This window comes from Klebsiella sp. 2019SCSN059 (assembly GCF_021739525.1).
Taxonomy (GTDB): Bacteria; Pseudomonadota; Gammaproteobacteria; order Enterobacterales; family Enterobacteriaceae; genus Klebsiella; species Klebsiella quasipneumoniae.
In genome coordinates, this window is the sequence record NZ_JAKKOM010000018.1 from 1 (window position 1) to 19,287 (window position 19,287).

Below are 19,287 nucleotides of genomic sequence, written 5' to 3' on the forward strand. Positions count from 1 at the left end.
GACGGGCAGAACTTCCTGCTGATGCACGCGATGGGCCCGAACGTGGCGGGGGTGATCGGCTCGGCGATCGCCGCCGGAGTGATGCTCAAGTACGTGCTGGCGATGTAACAGAGGAATAAGACAATGGAAGATACCGTATTACTGGATAACCAAAGAATACAGACCTCCGAACAGAGCAATATTATTCTCAGGTCGATACGGGCGATTGATTTAGTGAATCATCTGACACCGGAGCTAGGCATCATTGAGATCCTCAGCGAACAGTTCAATGTGCAGAAAATACTAGTGACTTGTCTTTATGCCGGACAGCAGCTTGCCATGGAACGGCGGATAGTATTGCCGCTATTACCCGAGTCGCTCTATTTGTTGGGTGGGGTAGTGATGGCCGCCGGAAAGTCAGTGGGAAAAAGAGAGACTCTCACTCACAACCGCCTGTGCGATGAGGCGGGAAAACTGCTTAACGACGATGCGGCCAGGGAGAGCTTTGATGTGATAAGAAGCATTGCTCTGCCGGTTTACCGCCGGCTGGTCAAAGAGCGGCGTACCCACGTCGCCTCTTTATTGCAGGCTATGCTGCATATTCTTGCCTGGCGTAGTGAAAGCGCATGGGCGCGGGACCAGGCGCAAAGAATGCTCTGGGCTGGTGGAGTGTTTGGACGGGGAGGGGTAGATTCGCTGATCGCCTTTGACCACACGTTGGCAGAAAAAGAGATAACATTCCCGTCTCTGCGCGAGTTGTTAACCGTGACGGCATTTCTGGCCCACTTCCCTGCGGGCCCGATCTTCGCTGATTAACAAACGCTGCCCGGTATGGCTATCGGGTGGTTACTGAGGCGGCAGGCAGACGCCAATGCCGCCGATGCCGCAATAGCCGTGCGGGTTCTTATACAGATACTGCTGGTGATCGTCCTCGGCATAGTAGAACGGTTTGGCGGTGGCGATCTCGGTGGTGATGTGCCGGGTATCGTGCGCGTCGTTCATCGCCGCCTGGAAGCGCGCGAGGCTGGCCTTTGCCGCTTCCGCCTGTTCCGGCGTCAACGGGTAAATCGCCGAGCGGTACTGGGTGCCGTGGTCGTTACCCTGTCGCATGCCCTGCGCCGGGTCGTGATTTTCCCAGAACACCTGCAATAACTGCTCATAGCTGATGACCTGCGGATCGTAGACCACGCGCACCGCTTCCGCGTGACCGGTCTGGCCGCTGCACACTTCGCGATAGGTCGGATTGGGCGTATAGCCGCCAGTGTAGCCGGCGGCGGTGCTGTAAACCCCCGGCAATTGCCAGAACAGACGTTCAACTCCCCAGAAGCAGCCCATGGCGAACAGCGCGACTTCCATCCCCGCCGGGACGTTGGTCATCGAGTGGCCGTTAACTGCGTGGAGCGTCGCCACTGGCATCGGGGTATTGCGTCCAGGCAGCGCATCCGCCTGGGCGACAAGATGCGTTTTATCAAATAGACTCACGGTGGGCCTCTCAATACAGAAATCGTCGTTAAGGTTGTAACGAAGCGTGTCTTTTAACACAATAAATACGCGTAATACGTCTAGATTAATACATAAGAATTATTTGGGTTATTGCCACTTTTTCAACCCTACGTTGTTAGGGTTTTGTTAAGCCGTGGAGCGGCGCCAGTGTTTCCTGTAGGGGGAAACAGGGATATTCAGGAGAAAATGTGCTAAAAATCCGCCAGTTATGTGTCACCAGCCTTTTGCTGGTCAGCGGGATCGCCAGCGCAGCGAATGTGCGTTTGCAGGTTGAAGGATTATCCGGGGAGCTGGAGAAAAACGTTCGCGCCCAGCTTTCCACCATCCAGAGTGATGAGGTCACGCCGGATCGTCGCTTTCGCGCGCGCGTCGATGACGCCATTCGCGAAGGTCTGAAAGCGCTGGGGTATTACGAGCCGACGATTGAATTTGATCTTCGTCCGCCGCCGAAAAGGGGCCGTCAGGTGCTGATCGCCAAAGTGACCCCGGGTGAGCCGGTGCGCATTGGCGGCACCGAGGTTATTCTGCGCGGCGGCGCCCGCACCGACAGCGACTATCTGGCGCTGTTGAAAACCCGCCCGGCCATCGGGACGGTGCTCAACCACGGCGATTATGACGGTTTCAAGAGCTCCCTGACCCGCGTCGCCCTGCGCAAAGGCTACTTTGACAGCGAGTTCATTAAAAGCCAGTTGGGGGTCTCCCTCGACCGCCATCAGGCGTTCTGGGATATCGATTACGACAGCGGCGAACGCTATCGCTTTGGCAACGTCACCTTCTCCGGATCGCAAATCCGTGATGAATACCTGCAAAACCTCGTGCCGTTTAAAGAGGGCGACTACTACACCTCTCAGGACCTGGCCGAGCTAAACCGCCGCCTGGCGGCGACCGGGTGGTTCAGTTCGGTGGTGGTGGCGCCTGATTTTGCTAAATCACGGAAAACCAAGGTGCTGCCTCTGCAGGGCGTTGTCTCGCCACGCAAAGAGAACACCGTGGAAACCGGGGTAGGGTACTCCACAGACGTCGGTCCGCGGGTAAAAGCCACGTGGAAAAAACCGTGGATGAACTCCTATGGCCACAGCCTGACCTCCAGCGTCAGCCTCTCCGCACCGGAGCAGCAGTTCGACTTCACCTATAAAGTCCCGCTGCTCAAGAGCCCGCTCGAGCAGTACTATCTGATGCAGGGCGGCTTTAAGCGTACCGATCTCAATGACACCCAGGCTGACTCCACCACCCTTGGGTTGTCGCGTTTCTGGGAGATGTCGAGCGGCTGGCAGCGGGCGATCAACCTGCGCTGGAGCCTGGACCACTTTACCCAGGCGAACGTCACCAACACCACCATGCTGATTTACCCCGGGGTCTCGGTGAACCGCACTCGCTCCCGCGGCGGCCTGATGCCCACCTGGGGCGATTCCCAGCGCTACTCGGTGGACTACTCCAACACCATGTGGGGCTCGGACATCAACTTCATCGTGATGCAGGCCCAGGACGTCTGGATCCGTACCCTTTATGACCGCCACCGCTTTGTGGTGCGCGGCAACCTGGGCTGGATCGAAGCGGACAACTTTGACAAGGTGCCGCCGGACCTGCGCTTTTTCGCCGGGGGCGATCGCAGTATTCGCGGCTATAAATACAAATCCATCTCGCCGAAGGACGATGACGGCAAGCTGATCGGGGCCTCGAAGCTGGCCACCGGCTCGCTGGAATATCAGTACAACGTCAGCGGCAAATGGTGGGGCGCCGTGTTTGTCGATAGCGGCGAAGCGGTCAGCGATATTCGCGAAAGTGATTTTAAAACCGGCGCCGGGGTGGGCGTGCGCTGGCAGTCGCCGGTGGGGCCGATCAAGCTGGATATCGCCCGGCCAATCGGCGACAAAGAAGAGCATGGTTTACAGTTTTACATCGGTCTGGGGCCTGAATTATGAGTTTATGGAAGAAGATAAGCCTCGGCGTCTTAATCGTGTTGGTCCTCCTGCTGGGCACCGTCGGGTTCCTGGTGGGCACCACCACCGGCTTGCATCTGGTGTTCAAAGCGGCGGATCGCTGGGTACCGGGGCTGGAAATCGGCAAAGTGACCGGCGGCTGGCGTGATTTAACCCTCGATAATGTCCGCTATGAGCAGCCCGGCGTGGCGGTCACCGCCGGCCAGTTTCATCTTAGCGTCAGGTTGCGCTGCCTGTGGGACAGCAGTCTGTGCGTAAACGACATCTCGCTGCGCGATATTTACGTCGCCGTCGATACGAAGAAGATGCCGCCCTCTGCGCCGGTCGAGGAAGAGGACAGCGGGCCGCTGAATCTCTCCACCCCTTATCCGATCGCCCTCAGCCGCGTCGCGCTGCATAACGTCAACGTCAAAATCGACGATACCGCGGTCTCTGTGCGCGATTTTTCCACCGGCCTGAACTGGCAGGAGAAAAACCTGACCCTGACGCCGACCTCGCTGCAGGGGCTGCTGATCGCCCTGCCGAAGGTGGCGAAAGTGGCGCAGGAGCAGGTGGTTGAACCGAAAATCGACAACCCGCAGCCGCAGGAAAAACCGCTCGGCGAGACGATGACCGACCTCTTCTCGCAGCCGGTGCTGCCGGCGATGACCGACGTCCATCTGCCGCTGAACCTCAATATTGAGGCGTTCCGCGGCGAGCAGCTGCGCCTCACCGGCGATACCGATATCACCGTGTATAACCTGCTGCTGAAAGTCAGCAGTATCGACGGGCAGATGAAGCTCGACGCCCTCGATATCGACTCCGATCAGGGCAAAGTCACCGCCTCGGGCAGCGCCCAGCTGCAGGATAACTGGCCGGTAGACATCACCCTCGCCGGAACGCTGAACGTCGACCCGATGAAAGGGGAGAAAGTGCAGCTGAAGGTGGGCGGCGAGATACGTAAAACGCTTAAGGTCGGGGTGGACTTAAGCGGGCCGGTAGCGGCCACGCTGCGGGCGGACACGCAGCTGGCGGAGGCCGGGCTGCCGCTCAATATGGAGCTGAAGAGCAAGCAGCTCGCCTGGCCGTTCAGCGGCGAGAAGCAGTTCCAGGCCGACGACGTCCAGCTGAAGTTCAGCGGCAAAATGACCGACTACGCGCTGGCCTTCTCCACCGCGGTGAAAGGCCAGTCGTTGCCGCCGGCGAAAATCGCCCTCAACGCCAAAGGCAATGAGCGGCAGATCAATCTCGACAAGCTGACGGTCAATGCCCTGGAAGGGAAAACCGAGCTGAAGGCGCTCCTCGACTGGCAGCAGGCGATCAGCTGGCGCGGCGAGCTGACCCTCGACGGCATCAACACCGCCAAAGAGGTGCCGGACTGGCCGTCGAAGCTCAACGGCAGGATCAAGACCCAGGGCAGCCTGTACGGCGGCAGCTGGCAGATGTCGGTGCCGGAGCTGAAAATTACCGGCAACGTGAAACAGAACAAGGTGGATGTCTCCGGCTCGCTGCAGGGCAACAGCTATCTGCAGTGGAAGATCCCGGGGCTGCATCTGGCGTTAGGCCCGAACAGCGCCGATATCAAAGGCGAGCTGGGGGTGAAGGATCTGAATCTCGACGCCACCATCGATGCGCCGCACCTGGATAATGCGCTGCCGGGGCTCGGCGGGACGGCGAAGGGGCTGGTGAAAGTGCGCGGCACTGTCGATGCGCCGCAGCTGCTGGCGGACATCACCGCCCGGGCGCTGCGCTGGCAGGAGCTGAGCATCGCCCAGGTTAACGTCAAAGGGGATGTGAAATCCACCGATCAGATTGGCGGCAACCTGGACGTGCGGGTGGATCGCATCAGCCAGCCGGGGGTGAATATCAGCCTGGTGCAGCTCAATGCCAAAGGCACTGAGAAGCAGCATGAGCTGCGGCTGCGGGTGCAGGGCGATCCGGTTTCCGGCCAGCTGGCGCTGGCGGGCAGCTTCGATCGTCAGGCCGAGCGCTGGAGAGGCGCGCTAAGCGATACCCGCTTCCAGACGCCGGTAGGACCGGTAGCGCTGACGCGCAGTATTGCGCTGGACTACCGTAACCAGGAGCAGAAAATCAGCATCGGGCCACACTGCTGGACCAACCCGAACGCCGAACTCTGCGTGCCTGAGACCATTGACGCGGGCGCCAGCGGGCGGGCGCGGGTGAATCTCAACCGCTTCGACCTGGCGATGCTTAAGCCGTTTATGCCGGAGGCGACCCAGGCCAGCGGCGTGTTTACCGGTAATGCCGATGTCAGCTGGGACACCACCAAAGAGGGGCTGCCGCAGGGCAAAGTGACCCTCAGCGGGCGCAACGTCAAAGTGACCCAGGTGGTCAATGACGCCCCGCTGCCGGTGGCGTTCGATACGCTGAACCTCAGCGCCGATCTGCACAACAATCGCGCGGAGCTGGGCTGGCTTATCCGCCTGACCAACAATGGCCAGCTGGATGGGCAGGTGCAGGTCACCGACCCGCAGGGGCGGCGTAACCTCGGCGGCAACGTCAATATCAGCAACTTCTCGCTGGCGATGATCAACCCGATTTTCGCTCGCGGTGAAAAGGCGGAGGGACGGCTCAACGCCCGTCTGCGCCTGGGCGGCAACGTGAAAAGTCCGCAGCTGTTCGGCCAGATGCAGCTAAGCGGGGTGGATATCGACGGCAACTTTATGCCGTTTGATATGCAGCCGAGCCAGCTGGCGATGAACTTCAACGGCACGCGCTCGACCCTGCAGGGGACGGTGAACACCCGTCAGGGGCAAATCGCCCTTAGCGGGAACGCCGACTGGACGCAGATCGATAACTGGCGGGCGCAGATTGCGGCGAAAGGCAGCCGGGTGCGGATCACCGTGCCGCCGATGGTCCGTCTCGATGTATCGCCGGACGTGGTGTTTACCGCCACGCCAAGCCTGTTCAACCTCGATGGCAAGGTGGATGTGCCCTGGGCGCGGATCGTGGTCAACGAGGTGCCGGAGAGCGCGGTCGGCGTGTCGTCGGACGAAGTGATGCTCGACAAAAACCTCAAGCCGATTAAGCAGCAGAGCGCCGGGATCCCGATCAACAGCAACCTGACGATCCACGTCGGCAACAACGTTCGTCTGGAAGCCTTCGGTCTGAAAGCGCGTCTGACCGGCGATCTGAAAGTGGCGCAGGATAAGCAGGGGCTGGGACTCAACGGGCAGATCAATATTCCGGACGGCCGCTTCCACGCCTATGGCCAGGATTTGATTGTGCGCAAAGGGGAGCTGCTGTTCTCCGGTCCGCCGGATCAGCCGTTGCTGAATATCGAAGCGATTCGTAACCCGGATGCCACCGAAGACGACGTGATCGCCGGCGTTCGCGTCACCGGCTCCGCCGATCAGCCGAAAGCGGAGATCTTCTCCGACCCGGTTATGTCCCAGCAGGAAGCGCTGTCTTATCTGCTGCGCGGCCAGGGTTTGAGCAGCGGACAGAGCGATAGCGCCGCGATGACCTCAATGCTTATTGGTATGGGGGTTGCACAAAGTGGTCAGGTTGTGGGTAAAATCGGCGAGACGTTTGGCGTAAGCAATTTGGCGTTGGACACCGAAGGGGTAGGCGACTCTTCCCAGGTGGTGGTCAGCGGCTATGTACTGCCGGGTCTGCAGGTAAAATACGGGGTCGGTATCTTCGATTCCCTGGCGACGCTGACTTTACGTTATCGCCTGATGCCTAAGCTATATGTGGAAGCGGTGTCTGGCATCGACCAGGCGCTCGATTTGCTCTATCAGTTTGAGTTTTAGCAATGCGAATATTTGTTTACGGCAGTTTACGACGCAAACAAGGCAACAGCCACTGGATGACCAACGCCCAGTGGCTGGGCGCTCATAGTGTCGACGATTATCAGCTGTACAGCCTGGGCCACTATCCAGGCGCGGTGCCCGGCGAAGGCACAGTACATGGTGAAGTTTATCGTATTGATGCATCGACGCTGGCCGAACTGGATGCGCTCCGCACCAAGGGGGGCGAGTATGCGCGCCACCTGATTCAGACGCCTTACGGCAGCGCATGGATGTATGTCTATCAACGTTCCGTTGAGGGTTGTACGTTGATAGCGAACGGCAACTGGTTGGATCGCGACCAGTATTAACCACGACAGCGCCACCTTCGGGTGGCGTTGTTTTTTCTGCGCCCGCCTCTTACCAGAGCGGCAGATAATCTCTCGCCAGCCACATCGTGGAAGCCAGCGTCGTCAGCGCGAGGAATAATAATCGTCGTGTTGGGGTGCTGAACATTACATGACCTCCTCGGGCGTGGTTTGGGGGGCTGCCTCCCGCAGGTAACGCCGCATCGCCGATCGCAGCTTCAGCCAGTCAGCCACCCGGTGTGACAATAACCAGGCCGTTGGGCCAATCAGCTCCAGTACCGCCAGTATCCCGCCAAAGCAGAGTAACAGTAAGGACAGCATGTCCAGTGAATCCTGAACCTGCCACCAGACGCGCCGGCCAGACTGAAGGGCGCTGATGATTTCTACCCCGAGAAATAGCAGATACATCACCAGCGCGAGGCCGTAAAACAGGTAATAAAGCAGCGACAGCTGTCTGCGTCCAGGATAGAGCGGATGGTTTTTTACATAAGCCGCGCCGTCGCTGGCATTGTATAGCGCATGGATCGCCCGGCTGTCGCGCTCGTATACGGCGACGATACGATCGCCAGTGGCTAGAAACGGTGGCTGACGACGATAGAGAACAGGATGCAGCGCGAAATTAGCGCAGCCTGCCTGCCACCAGAAGGCCAGCGGCAGGGCACCGCATTGTATCCCGAGGCCGTGATATTCCCGCGTAGGATTGCCCGCATACCACTTCTTAAAGTGGGTATCGGTGATGATGTCTGTCTTAGCCGCATAGCGTTCCGGCAGGGCATGCGTAAAAGGCATCGCCGACCGGCGGACGGCCCGCGGCGTTGCGGGTAGCGGCTGGCAAAAAGAAAAGTCGCGGCGGCGGGCCTGCGCCATCTTCGCCAGCAGATCGCGCATGGCGGGGTGCCGTTTTAGCGCCGGGTGGAACAGCCGCTCGCAGAGCCCGGTTAACAGCGCGATGAAGGCCAGTACCGCGATAATGCCGCAGCCGAACTTTGCCCATTCTGAGGCGCTCACCAGGAGCGGAATAAGGGAGACGATGAGTGTCAGCAGGCTGATAATCAGCAGCGGCCGGGCCCAGCGCTTGACGCGTTGACTGGGCTCAAGGAGCGTTTCGCCATCGCTGAGCCAGTGGATCCAGTAACTGCCGTTGTCCAGGCGGCGGGCGCCGAGATACAGAGGCTGATGGGTCTTCAGGCGGTCAAAAAGCGAGGGGGCGTTAAAATAGCGTTTATCGGTATAAAAGACATGGTCGCCGGCGATAAGGCGCAGATACCCCTGTTTTTCAGAGGCGGCGGTTGTGAAGCCAGAAAAGTTAAGAGTGAAATAGCGAACGCTTTTCACGGGACACCCTCCATGGTGTTATCGCGGCTATCCGTGCCGCAATCAGGCAGGGTATGACCCTGCCTGAGACAGAATTACTTCTGCTTAGCGCGCTCGAAAGAGGCAACGATTTCAGCTTTCGCCGCTTCTGCGTTGTCCCAACCGTCGACTTTAACCCACTTGCCTTTTTCCAGATCTTTGTAGTGCTCAAAGAAGTGAGTGATCTGGGCTTTCAGCAGTTCCGGCAGGTCGTTCACATCGTTGATGTGATCGTATTCTTTGCTCAGCTTGGTGTGCGGTACCGCAACCAGTTTCGCATCTTCACCGGATTCGTCGGTCATCTTCAGAACGCCAACCGGACGGCAGCGGATCACGGAGCCCGGCTGCAGCGGGTACGGGGTCGGGACCAGCACGTCAACCGGGTCGCCGTCCAGGGACAGGGTGTGGTTGATGTAGCCGTAGTTGCACGGATAGAACATCGCTGTGGACATGAAACGGTCAACGAACAGTGCACCGCTCTCTTTGTCGACTTCGTATTTGATGGGATCTGCGTTCGCCGGGATCTCGATCACGACGTAGATGTCTTCCGGCAGATCTTTGCCCGCAGGTACGTTGAGTAAGCTCATGTCTGTTTCCTTTAAAATGTATGGCAAACAAGTGCTCGGTATTATAGCCAACTCACATCGAATGTCTTCGCTTCTTTTTCCCGATCTCGCCGTGGAGTGCTCTGAATTTTGCGCCCAATAATGGCATGAAAATCCATAAACATAGCCACATCATGAATAAATTTATGTAACCGTTTTCATTGCATGTGATTGATTTATCAAACCGCTTAAAAAAACGTCATAAACCGCAACAGCCGCGCTCCCTGCGAAGCCTTATCGGCTCTCCGCTGGGCAATGGGGCCGTCATTAACATCTCATTTACTTTTTTGAAGTGTGATGTAACGCATTCAGTTACATCACCGATTGTCTATAGTTTGTCCGCAGGTGAGACTTTAACCAACAATAACCCTACGAGGATACCCTTATGTGGAAGCGCTTACTTCTTGTCACAGCAGTTTCCGCAGCTATGTCGTCTATGGCGATAGCTGCCCCGCTAACCGTAGGTTTTTCGCAGGTCGGTTCTGAATCCGGCTGGCGTGCGGCAGAAACCAGCGTCGCGAAAGAGGAAGCCGCCAAGCGCGGTATCACGCTGAAGATCGCCGATGGTCAGCAAAAACAGGAAAACCAGATCAAAGCGGTGCGCTCCTTTATCGCCCAGGGGGTAGACGCGATCTTCATTGCGCCGGTGGTGGCTACCGGCTGGGAGCCGGTGCTGAAAGAGGCGAAAGAGGCCAAAATCCCGGTCTTCCTCCTTGACCGTTCTATTGATGTGAAAGATAAAGATCTCTACATGACCACCGTGACCGCCAACAACGTGCTGGAAGGTCAGCTGATTGGCGACTGGCTGGTGAAAACCGTCGACGGTAAGCCGTGTAACGTCGTGGAACTGCAGGGCACCGTCGGGGCCAGCGTGGCCATCGACCGTAAGAAAGGCTTCGCTGACGCCATCGCCAAAGCGTCGAATATCAAAATCATCCGCTCTCAGTCCGGCGACTTCACCCGCAGCAAAGGGAAAGAGGTTATGGAGAGCTTTATCAAGGCTGAGAATAACGGCAAAAACATCTGCATGGTATTCGCTCATAACGACGATATGGCCATCGGCGCCATCCAGGCCATTAAAGAAGCTGGCCTGAAGCCGGGCAAAGATATTCTGACCGGCTCCATCGACGGCGTGCCGGATATCTATAAAGCGATGATCGCCGGCGAAGCCAACGCCAGCGTCGAGCTGACGCCAAATATGGCCGGCCCGGCGTTTGATGCGCTGGAGAAATACAAAAAAGACGGCACCCTGCCGGAGAAGCTGACCATTACCAAATCGACGCTGTATCTGCCGGATACGGCGAAAGAAGAGTTAGAGAAGAAGAAAAATATGGGCTACTGAGTGGATAGCCCCTCATCCCGCCCCTCTCCTCAGCCGGAGAGGGTAACAGGCAGCGTTCCAGCAACCCCGGCAAGCACAGCGCGAACCGGGGCAACCTGACATCATTTGAAGGTGATATCGATTATGAGCGCCGAGGCACACCAGGAGATCCTTCGCACCGAAGGACTCAGTAAATTCTTCCCCGGCGTTAAGGCGCTGGATAACGTCAACTTTAGCCTGCGGCGCGGCGAAATCATGGCCCTGTTGGGCGAAAACGGCGCCGGGAAATCGACGCTGATCAAAGCGCTTACCGGCGTTTACCATGCCGATCGCGGCACTATCTGGCTGGAAGGCCAGGCCATTTCCCCGAAAAATACCGCCCATGCCCAGCAGCTGGGGATCGGCACTGTCTACCAGGAAGTGAACCTGCTGCCCAATATGTCGGTGGCGGATAACCTGTTCATCGGCCGTGAGCCGCGGCGGTTTGGCCTGCTGCGGCGGAAAGAGATGGAGGCCAGGGCGACGGCGCTGATGGCCTCCTACGGCTTTTCCCTCGATGTGCGCGAGCCGCTGAACCGCTTTTCAGTGGCGATGCAGCAGATCGTCGCTATCTGCCGGGCCATCGACCTGTCGGCCAAGGTGCTGATCCTCGACGAGCCCACCGCCAGCCTCGATACCCAGGAGGTGGAGATGCTGTTTACCCTGATGCGCCAGCTCAGGGATAACGGCGTCAGCCTGATCTTCGTCACCCATTTTCTCGACCAGGTCTATGCGGTCAGCGACCGCATTACCGTGCTGCGCAACGGCAGCTTCGTCGGCTGCCGCGAGACCCGCGAACTGCCGCAGATTGAGCTGGTGAAAATGATGCTGGGCCGCGAACTGGACCACAACGCCCTGCAGCGGGCGGGCCGAACCCTGCTGAGCGATAAGCCGGTGGCGGCATTTGAAGGCTACGGTAAAAAAGGCACCATCGCCCCGTTCGACCTGCAGGTGCGTCCGGGCGAAATCGTTGGCCTCGCCGGCCTGTTGGGTTCCGGCCGCACTGAAACCGCCGAGGTGATCTTCGGTATTAAAACGGCGGACAGCGGGAAGGCGTGGATCAAAGGCAAACCGCAAACCCTGCGTTCTCCGCATCAGGCCTCCTGCCTCGGGATCGGCTTCTGTCCGGAGGATCGCAAAACCGACGGCATTATCGCCGCCGCCTCGGTGCGGGAAAATATCGTCCTCGCTCTGCAGGCGCAGCGCGGCTGGCTGCGGCCGATACCCCGGCGCGAACAGAACGAGATCGCCGAGCGCTTTATTCGCCAGCTGGGGATCCGCACCCCCAGCGCGGAGCAGCCGATCGAGTTTCTCTCCGGCGGCAACCAGCAGAAGGTGCTGCTTTCCCGCTGGCTGCTGACCAAACCGCAGTTCCTGATCCTCGATGAGCCGACCCGCGGCATCGACGTCGGCGCCCATGCGGAAATCATTCGCCTGATTGAAACCCTCTGCGCCGATGGCCTGGCGCTGCTGGTCATCTCCTCTGAACTGGAGGAACTGGTGGGTTACGCCGATCGGGTCATTATCATGCGCGATCGCCGGCAGGTGGCCGAGATCCCGCTCGCCGAGCTCTCTGTACCGGCGATCATGAACGCAATTGCGGCATAAGGAGTAACCCATGATGCCTCGATCTCTTTCGCAAACCGGCCCGGAGAAGCGACGCTTCACCTGGCCGAAGGGCACCCCGCAGATCATTGCCCTGCTGCTGGTTCTGCTGGTCGACAGCCTGGTGGCGCCCCATTTTTATCAGGTGGTGCTCCAGGATGGCCGCCTGTTTGGCAGCCCAATCGATATTCTCAACCGCGCCGCCCCGGTGGCGCTGCTGGCCATCGGCATGACGCTGGTGATCGCCACCGGCGGCATCGACTTGTCGGTGGGGGCGGTGATGGCGATAGCCGGCGCGACGGCCGCCTCGATGACCGTCGCCGGTCACAGCCTGCCGGTGGTGCTGCTGGCCTCGCTGGCGGCGGGCGCGCTGGCCGGGCTGTGGAACGGCATTCTCGTGGCGGTCCTTAAGATCCAGCCCTTTGTGGCGACGCTGATCCTGATGGTGGCCGGACGCGGGGTGGCGCAGTTGATCACCGCCGGGCAGATCGTCACCTTTGATTCCCCGGCGCTGGCGTGGCTTGGCAGCGGATCGTTCCTCCTGTTTCCGACGCCGGTGATCATCGCCGCCGCGACCCTGCTGCTGTTCTGGCTGTTTACCCGCAAAACGGCGCTGGGCATGTTTATCGAAGCGGTAGGGATCAATATCCGCGCGGCGAAAAACGCCGGCGTCAATACCCGCATCGTGGTGATGCTGGCCTATGTCCTGAGCGGCGTCTGCGCGGCGATCGCCGGGATCATCGTGGCGGCGGACATTCGCGGCGCGGATGCCAATAACGCCGGGCTATGGCTTGAGCTGGACGCCATTCTGGCGGTGGTCATCGGCGGCGCTTCGCTGATGGGCGGGCGCTTCAACCTGCTGCTGTCGGTGGTGGGGGCGCTGATTATCCAGGGAATGAACACCGGGATTTTGCTCTCCGGCTTCCCGCCGGAGCTCAACCAGGTGGTGAAAGCGGTGGTGGTGCTGTGCGTACTGATTGTCCAGTCGCCGCGCTTTATCGGTTTACTGAAAGGGGTACGCGGCCATGATAAAACGTAATTTACCGTTGATGATCACCCTCGCGGTGTTTGTGCTGGGCTATCTCTACTGCCTGACGCAATTCCCCGGCTTTGCCTCGACGCGGGTGATCTGCAATATCCTGACGGATAACGCCTTCCTCGGGATCATCGCCGTGGGCATGACCTTCGTGATCCTCTCCGGCGGGATCGATTTGTCTGTCGGGTCGGTGATCGCCTTTACCGGCGTCTTTCTCGCCAAAGCGATTGGCTTTTGGGGAATATCACCGCTGGTGGCGTTTCCGCTGGTGCTGGTGATGGGCTGCGCCTTCGGCGCGTTTATGGGGCTGCTGATTGACGCCCTGAAGATCCCGGCCTTTATCATCACCCTCGCCGGCATGTTCTTCCTGCGCGGCGTGAGCTATCTGGTGTCAGAGGAGTCGATTCCGATTAACCACCCGGTGTACGACACCCTGTCCGGGCTGGCATGGACTATTCCCGGCGGCGGACGCCTCAGCGCCATGGGGCTGCTGATGCTGCTGGTGGTGGTGGCCGGTATTTTTGTCGCCCACCGCACCCGCTTCGGCAACCAGGTGTATGCCATTGGCGGCAACGCGACGTCGGCGAATTTAATGGGGATTTCCACCCGCAGCGCCACGATCCGTATCTATATGCTCTCCACCGGGCTGGCGACGCTGGCCGGGATCGTCTTTTCCATTTATACCCAGGCGGGCTATGCGCTGGCGGGCGTCGGCGTGGAGCTGGACGCCATTGCCTCGGTGGTGATCGGCGGCACGCTGCTCAGCGGCGGCGTCGGCACTGTGCTGGGAACCCTGTTCGGGGTGGCGATCCAGGGGCTGATTCAGACCTACATCAACTTCGACGGTACTCTCAGCTCATGGTGGACCAAAATCGCCATCGGCATTTTGCTGTTTATCTTTATCGCGCTGCAGCGTGGGCTGACCGTGCTGTGGGAAAACCGGCAGAATGCGGCGGTCACGCGGGTGAGCGGGGCGGGGAGTCGCTAAAAGAGAGGCTCCTCCCGCAGGCGCGGGAGGAGCGGGCAGGGCGCTTAGGCGTCCGGGAACGACTTAATAAAGTTCTCGACGTCTTCCACCATGTGGTTGTTGCCGACGAAGAAGGAGCGGCGCTGGTGCAGGCTTTCCGGAACAATATCCAGAATACGCTCTTTACCATCGCTGGCCTTACCGCCCGCCTGTTCGGCGAGGAAGGCCATCGGGTTGCATTCATACAGCAGGCGCAGCTTGCCGTCCGGGTGGCTGGCGGTGCTTGGATAGAGGTAGATGCCGCCTTTCAGCAGGTTGCGGTGGAAGTCCGCCACCAGCGAGCCGATATAGCGTGAGGTATAAGGACGCTGCGTCGCTTTGTCCTCTTCCTGGCAGTACTTAATGTACTTCTTCACGCCCTGCGGGAATTTGATGTAGTTGCCTTCGTTAATGGAGTAGGTATTGCCCTTTTCCGGGAAGCGCATGCGCTCCTGGCACAGACAGAAGACGCCGAGGGACGGGTCGTAGGTGAAGGCGTGGACGCCGCAGCCGGTGGTATACACCAGCATCGTCGAAGAGCCATAGACCACATAGCCCGCTGCCACCTGTTTGTTGCCCGGCTGCAGGAAATCTTCTTCTGTCACCGGCGTGCCAACAGGCGTCACGCGGCGGTAGATAGAGAAGATCGTACCAACAGAGACGTTAACGTCGATGTTAGAGGAGCCATCCAGAGGGTCCATCAGCACCACGTATTTGGCGTGTTCACACCCTTCGAAGACGACAATCTCATCTTCTTCTTCAGAGGCGATCCCGGCAACAATATCGCGTGCTCGCAGTGCGGCTTTTAATTTTTCATTCGCGAACAGATCGAGTTTTTGCTGCACCTCGCCCTGAACGTTTTCAGCACCGCTGGCACCCAGGATATCGACCAGACCGGCCTTGTTGATATCGCGGTGGATGATCTTGGCGCCCAACTTTATTGCTGACAACAAAGCAGTCAGCTCACCGGTGGCGTGGGAGAACTCGTGCTGCTTTTCAACAATAAACTCACCTAACGTTTTCATAACTCGTTCCCTGCATTTTTATGTTGAGTAAAACGAACGCAACAATCTTAACAAAGAATCAAAAAAGTGCGCACTAGTGAATCGCGCCAGCAAAATACAGATTCGCCTGAAATGCATTTCGCCAGGGCCCGGGATATGGGTAAAATGTGCCCCGGATAAGAGAAGGAAATGACGAATGCGCATTCATATTTTAGGAATCTGTGGCACGTTTATGGGGGGCCTGGCCATGCTGGCGCGCTCCCTCGGTCATGAGGTAACGGGGTCGGATGCTAACGTCTATCCGCCGATGAGCACCCTGCTGGAAAACCAGGGGATTGATTTAATTCAGGGCTATGACCCCAGCCAGCTGGAGCCCCGGCCGGATCTGGTGATCATCGGTAACGCCATGACTCGCGGCAACCCGTGCGTTGAAGCGGTGCTGGAAAACAATATTCCCTATATGTCCGGCCCACAGTGGCTGCACGACTTCGTGCTGCGCGATCGCTGGGTGCTGGCCGTCGCCGGGACCCACGGCAAAACCACCACCGCCGGCATGGCGACCTGGATCCTTGAAGCCTGCGGTTACCAGCCGGGCTTTGTGATCGGCGGCGTGCCGGGCAATTTTGACGTCTCTGCGCGCCTGGGCGACAGCCCGTTCTTCGTCATTGAAGCGGATGAATACGACTGCGCCTTCTTCGACAAGCGCTCCAAATTTGTTCACTACTGCCCGCGGACGCTGATCCTCAACAACCTTGAGTTCGACCACGCGGATATCTTTGACGACCTGAAGGCGATTCAGAAGCAGTTCCACCATCTGGTGCGCATCGTGCCGGGCAAAGGCAAAATTATCCTGCCGGAGAACGACATCAACCTGAAGCAGGTGATGGCGATGGGTTGCTGGAGCGAGCAGGAGCTGGTGGGCGAGCAGGGCCACTGGCAGGCGAGGAAGCTGAACGCTGACGCCTCGCAGTGGGAAGTGCTGTTCGACGGTGAAAAGGTCGGCGAGGTGAAGTGGGCGTTGGTCGGCGAGCATAATATGCATAACGGCCTGATGGCCATTGCCGCGGCGCGTCACGTCGGGGTACTGCCGGCGGATGCCGCGAACGCGCTGGGCAGCTTTATCAACGCCCGCCGTCGCCTGGAGCTGCGCGGCGAAGCCAACGGCGTCACCGTGTATGACGATTTCGCTCATCATCCGACGGCCATCCTCGCTACGCTGCAGGCGCTGCGCGGCAAAGTGGGCGGCACCGCGCGCATTCTCGCCGTGCTGGAGCCGCGCTCTAACACCATGAAAATGGGCGTCTGCAAAGACGATCTGGCGCCGTCTCTTGGCCGCGCCGATGAGGTGTTCCTCCTGCAGCCGCAGCATATCCCGTGGCAGGTGGCGGAAGTGGCGGAAGCCTGCGTCCAGCCGGCTCACTGGAGCGCCGACGTCGATACCCTGGCGGAGATGGTGGTCAAAACCGCCCATCCTGGCGACCATATCCTGGTGATGAGCAACGGCGGCTTCGGCGGCATTCATCAAAAGCTGCTGGATAAACTGGCGCAAAAAGCGGCCGCGACAGAGTAACGTCCCGCCTCCGGTCACTGCCCTCCGCGTGAGGGCAGTTTTGTTTTTACCAACAGGGATGGTGTGATGCTTACCCGCGAAAGCGTACTTTCTACCGACTCGCCCCATTTCGCCATGCTGGACGCGCTCTACGCGCGCGCCTTTCCGTGGCACGAGCAGCGCGAAAGCGAGGCCAAACGTCAGGCGCTGAGCAACGCGCACTACGCGCTGGAGGCGTGGTTCGATGAGGACGTATTTATCGGCCTCAGCGGCTGCTGGCAGTTTGCCGGCTACTGTTATGTCGAACATTTGGCGATCGACGATACGCTGCGCTCCCGCGGCTATGGTAAACAGCTGCTGGCGCAGATCCTGACGCGCGCGCCGCTGACCATTCTGGAAATCGATCCGCTGAGCAGCGAGATCGCCCATAAACGGCTGCGCTTTTATCAGTCGATGGGATTCCACGCTAACCCCTGGGCGCATCGTCATCCGACCTATCATCAGGGCATCGCGGATCATGAACTGCTGGTGCTGAGCTACCCGCAGCCGATCGATGAGCGACAGTATCAGCAGTTTGCCCGGGATCTCGGGCGCGAGGTGATGGGGCGGGCGTAGCCCGGCGCGGCGTACCGCTCCGGGCGTTCGGCTGGGGTATTTTTACTCTTTGGCGATCGGCGTGTCGTTCTCCGCCACTTTATTGTCGCCCTGAATCTGCGCGATTTTCTGCTCGACGGCGGCCACCTGGGCACTGTCATGCAGCAGGGTGTAGGTCAGATCAAACTGCGCGCTGGCGCCCGGCTGCAGCTGTTTTACGCGTTTTTGCTCGCGTTCAATGGTCACCGGATAGGCGTAGCTGGTCCCCGGCTCGATACCGGTGACATAGCCCTGTTTGACGGTGTCGGTGTTTTTCCACAGCGTCAGGACCGGCAGCTGGCGGGTGTCGAACTGAATGGAGGCTCCTTTATCGCCCGCTTTGTTGACCACGGCGGCCAGCGTCTGGTGATTTTCATCGGCCAGCGGCTGAATATTAAACACCATCTCGTCAAAGTCTTTGGTCGGCCCCTGATAGGTTTGCCAGGTTTTTAATCCGCTCTTAGCGTAATCATTGAACGGGCTGATGCTGGACATCGGGGCGAGGAAACGCGCGCCTTCTTCCAGGATCGGGGTGCCGAAGTTGCTGTGGTAGATGATCTGGTAATCATGCGGATAGTCGGCGTGATTGGTTAAGACATCGTGCAGGCTGAAGCTGTTGCTGCCCGGGATATAGCGAAGCTCGGTCATGGTTTGCAGATCGGCTTTTTTGAAGGTGCTCTCTTTCACCAGCCCGCGGACGCGAATTTCATACGGCGCGCTGTCGGCCACCTCTACCTCCACCAGAGAGGCCGGCGTGTTGCCTGCCTTGCCGTGCAGGGTATAAATTTGCCCGTCCGCGGTCACCGGATGGCCGGTCCACTCATAGCCGCAGCGGACCATCATTTCGTTGAACCCTTCCAGCCAGCCGAGCCCGTTGCGACTCTCCAGGTTGATAAACGCCGGGTTAACAACCTCTTTGACCGGCGAATCCCAACCCATCCGGCTGCCGAAGCCTTCCACTCGCAGCAAGTTCATGCCGCGCGTCGGGCTGAGGGTGATGGTCAGGCCGTCTTTACTGCGAATGGTGAGGATTTTGCTGCCTTCCTGCTTGCCGCCGTGCAGGACTTTCTGCTCAATGCTGAACGCATGGTCTTTCACCTTCAGCTGATCGCTGCCGATCTGCCAGTTTCCTTTATCCATGCCCTCTTCAGCATTCGTCAGCACCCATGTTTTTGCCGCGGCGGAGCCAGAAACCAGCAGAGCGATAGCCGTCAGAACCAGTGTTTTTTTCATTTTCATTCCCTTTTTGCTGAATCGATTGTGTCATTGACGTGTGAAATCTACCGGCATGGGGGTGATTAAAATGTGAAGCGCCTCACCTGGTGAGAAAGTGGCCGTTTTTAAGATGTTAAATGCGATAGTCGTCGGATTATTGTGCTAAACCATGCTTAATTATCACCACAAAATGTGATCTGCATTGCTTTTAGCCTTAACGATTCAGCTTTAGAGAAGGCAATAAACGACAGTCTCGTTGTGTGGACTTGGGGGCTCAGGGGAGGCAGCGGGGAACCCCCTGCTGACGCGATGCTTGCGTTGAAGAAGGGGAAGGTGGGCCGGATACAGCCTGCCCGGCGGCGCTGCGCTTGCGCGGGCCTACAGAGTTGAGCAACTGTTT

Annotated in this window: 16 protein-coding genes; 11 read left to right on the forward strand and 5 right to left on the reverse strand. The window is 58.9% G+C overall.

What is annotated here, in order from left to right; genetic code table 11:
• Both L2I46_RS17895 and L2I46_RS17900 read left to right on the forward strand, forming a co-directional pair.
• The coding region (locus tag L2I46_RS17895; RefSeq protein ID WP_139044653.1) for a sodium ion-translocating decarboxylase subunit beta at positions 1-108 on the forward strand (108 nt) is incomplete at its 5' end.
• A 15-nt stretch (positions 109-123) separates the two neighbouring features.
• Positions 124-795 carry a hypothetical protein gene (locus L2I46_RS17900; protein ID WP_032454647.1) on the forward strand — a complete coding sequence of 224 codons (672 nt, stop codon included), beginning with the start codon at positions 124-126 and terminating at the stop codon, positions 793-795.
• A gap of 30 nt (positions 796-825) precedes the next feature.
• Here L2I46_RS17900 and msrA read toward each other — a convergent pair whose 3' ends face one another.
• Positions 826-1,461, reverse strand: a complete 636-nt coding sequence (gene msrA, locus L2I46_RS17905) for a peptide-methionine (S)-S-oxide reductase MsrA (RefSeq protein WP_102002179.1) — start codon at positions 1,459-1,461, stop codon at positions 826-828.
• A 209-nt stretch (positions 1,462-1,670) separates the two neighbouring features.
• Between msrA and tamA the strand changes: the two genes are divergently transcribed.
• The 3 genes from tamA to L2I46_RS17920 are packed head-to-tail and all read left to right on the forward strand — an operon-like array spanning position 1,671 to position 7,524.
• Entirely contained in the window at positions 1,671-3,404 is a 1,734-nt protein-coding gene (gene tamA, locus L2I46_RS17910; protein ID WP_102002180.1) for an autotransporter assembly complex protein TamA, read from the forward strand.
• Positions 3,401-7,177, forward strand: a complete 3,777-nt coding sequence (tamB, locus tag L2I46_RS17915; protein ID WP_085551695.1) for an autotransporter assembly complex protein TamB — start codon at positions 3,401-3,403, stop codon at positions 7,175-7,177. Before tamA ends, tamB begins: the two co-directional genes overlap by 4 nt.
• Before the next feature lie 2 nt (positions 7,178-7,179).
• Entirely contained in the window at positions 7,180-7,524 is a 345-nt protein-coding gene (locus L2I46_RS17920) for a gamma-glutamylcyclotransferase family protein (protein WP_002886724.1), read from the forward strand.
• 144 nt (positions 7,525-7,668) lie between these two features.
• On the opposite strand, the gene L2I46_RS17925 is transcribed toward L2I46_RS17920, so the two are convergent.
• Positions 7,669-8,856, reverse strand: coding sequence for a hypothetical protein (locus L2I46_RS17925; protein WP_101862395.1), 1,188 nt, complete (start codon positions 8,854-8,856; stop codon positions 7,669-7,671).
• Positions 8,857-8,930: 74 nt separating this feature from the next.
• Complete coding sequence (gene ppa, locus L2I46_RS17930; protein ID WP_002886766.1) at positions 8,931-9,461, reverse strand: inorganic diphosphatase; 531 nt, start codon at positions 9,459-9,461, stop codon at positions 8,931-8,933.
• A gap of 403 nt (positions 9,462-9,864) precedes the next feature.
• Between ppa and ytfQ the strand changes: the two genes are divergently transcribed.
• The 4 genes from ytfQ (at position 9,865) to yjfF (ending at position 14,468) form a co-directional block, all read left to right on the forward strand.
• Positions 9,865-10,821, forward strand: a complete 957-nt coding sequence (gene ytfQ / locus L2I46_RS17935; RefSeq protein WP_002886769.1) for a galactofuranose ABC transporter, galactofuranose-binding protein YtfQ — start codon at positions 9,865-9,867, stop codon at positions 10,819-10,821.
• Between the two features lie 123 nt (positions 10,822-10,944).
• Positions 10,945-12,447: a galactofuranose ABC transporter, ATP-binding protein YtfR gene (gene ytfR, locus L2I46_RS17940; protein ID WP_008807146.1), complete on the forward strand. Its 1,503-nt coding sequence runs from the start codon at positions 10,945-10,947 to the stop codon at positions 12,445-12,447.
• A gap of 10 nt (positions 12,448-12,457) precedes the next feature.
• Complete coding sequence (gene ytfT, locus L2I46_RS17945; protein WP_023291747.1) at positions 12,458-13,483, forward strand: galactofuranose ABC transporter, ATP-binding protein YtfT; 1,026 nt, start codon at positions 12,458-12,460, stop codon at positions 13,481-13,483.
• Positions 13,470-14,468 (forward strand): galactofuranose ABC transporter, permease protein YjfF, encoded by a 999-nt coding sequence (yjfF, locus tag L2I46_RS17950; RefSeq protein WP_002886825.1) that lies wholly within the window; start codon positions 13,470-13,472, stop codon positions 14,466-14,468. Before ytfT ends, yjfF begins: the two co-directional genes overlap by 14 nt.
• A gap of 44 nt (positions 14,469-14,512) precedes the next feature.
• Here the strand turns inward: yjfF and fbp are convergent, their stop codons facing one another.
• Positions 14,513-15,511, reverse strand: coding sequence for a class 1 fructose-bisphosphatase (fbp, locus tag L2I46_RS17955; protein ID WP_004206493.1), 999 nt, complete (start codon positions 15,509-15,511; stop codon positions 14,513-14,515).
• A gap of 175 nt (positions 15,512-15,686) precedes the next feature.
• On the opposite strand from fbp, the gene mpl reads away from it, so the two are divergent.
• Together mpl and L2I46_RS17965 are read left to right on the forward strand one after the other, a co-directional pair.
• A complete protein-coding gene (gene mpl / locus L2I46_RS17960; RefSeq protein WP_044525197.1) occupies positions 15,687-17,060 on the forward strand; it encodes a UDP-N-acetylmuramate:L-alanyl-gamma-D-glutamyl-meso-diaminopimelate ligase in 1,374 nt (457 codons plus the stop codon).
• Between the two features lie 66 nt (positions 17,061-17,126).
• The gene (locus L2I46_RS17965; protein ID WP_023291749.1) at positions 17,127-17,654 is read left to right on the forward strand and encodes a GNAT family N-acetyltransferase; all 528 of its coding nucleotides are present in this window, start codon (positions 17,127-17,129) and stop codon (positions 17,652-17,654) included.
• A 42-nt stretch (positions 17,655-17,696) separates the two neighbouring features.
• Here L2I46_RS17965 and L2I46_RS17970 read toward each other — a convergent pair whose 3' ends face one another.
• Entirely contained in the window at positions 17,697-18,905 is a 1,209-nt protein-coding gene (locus L2I46_RS17970; protein WP_023291750.1) for an aldose 1-epimerase family protein, read from the reverse strand.
• Positions 18,906-19,287 lie beyond the last annotated feature (382 nt).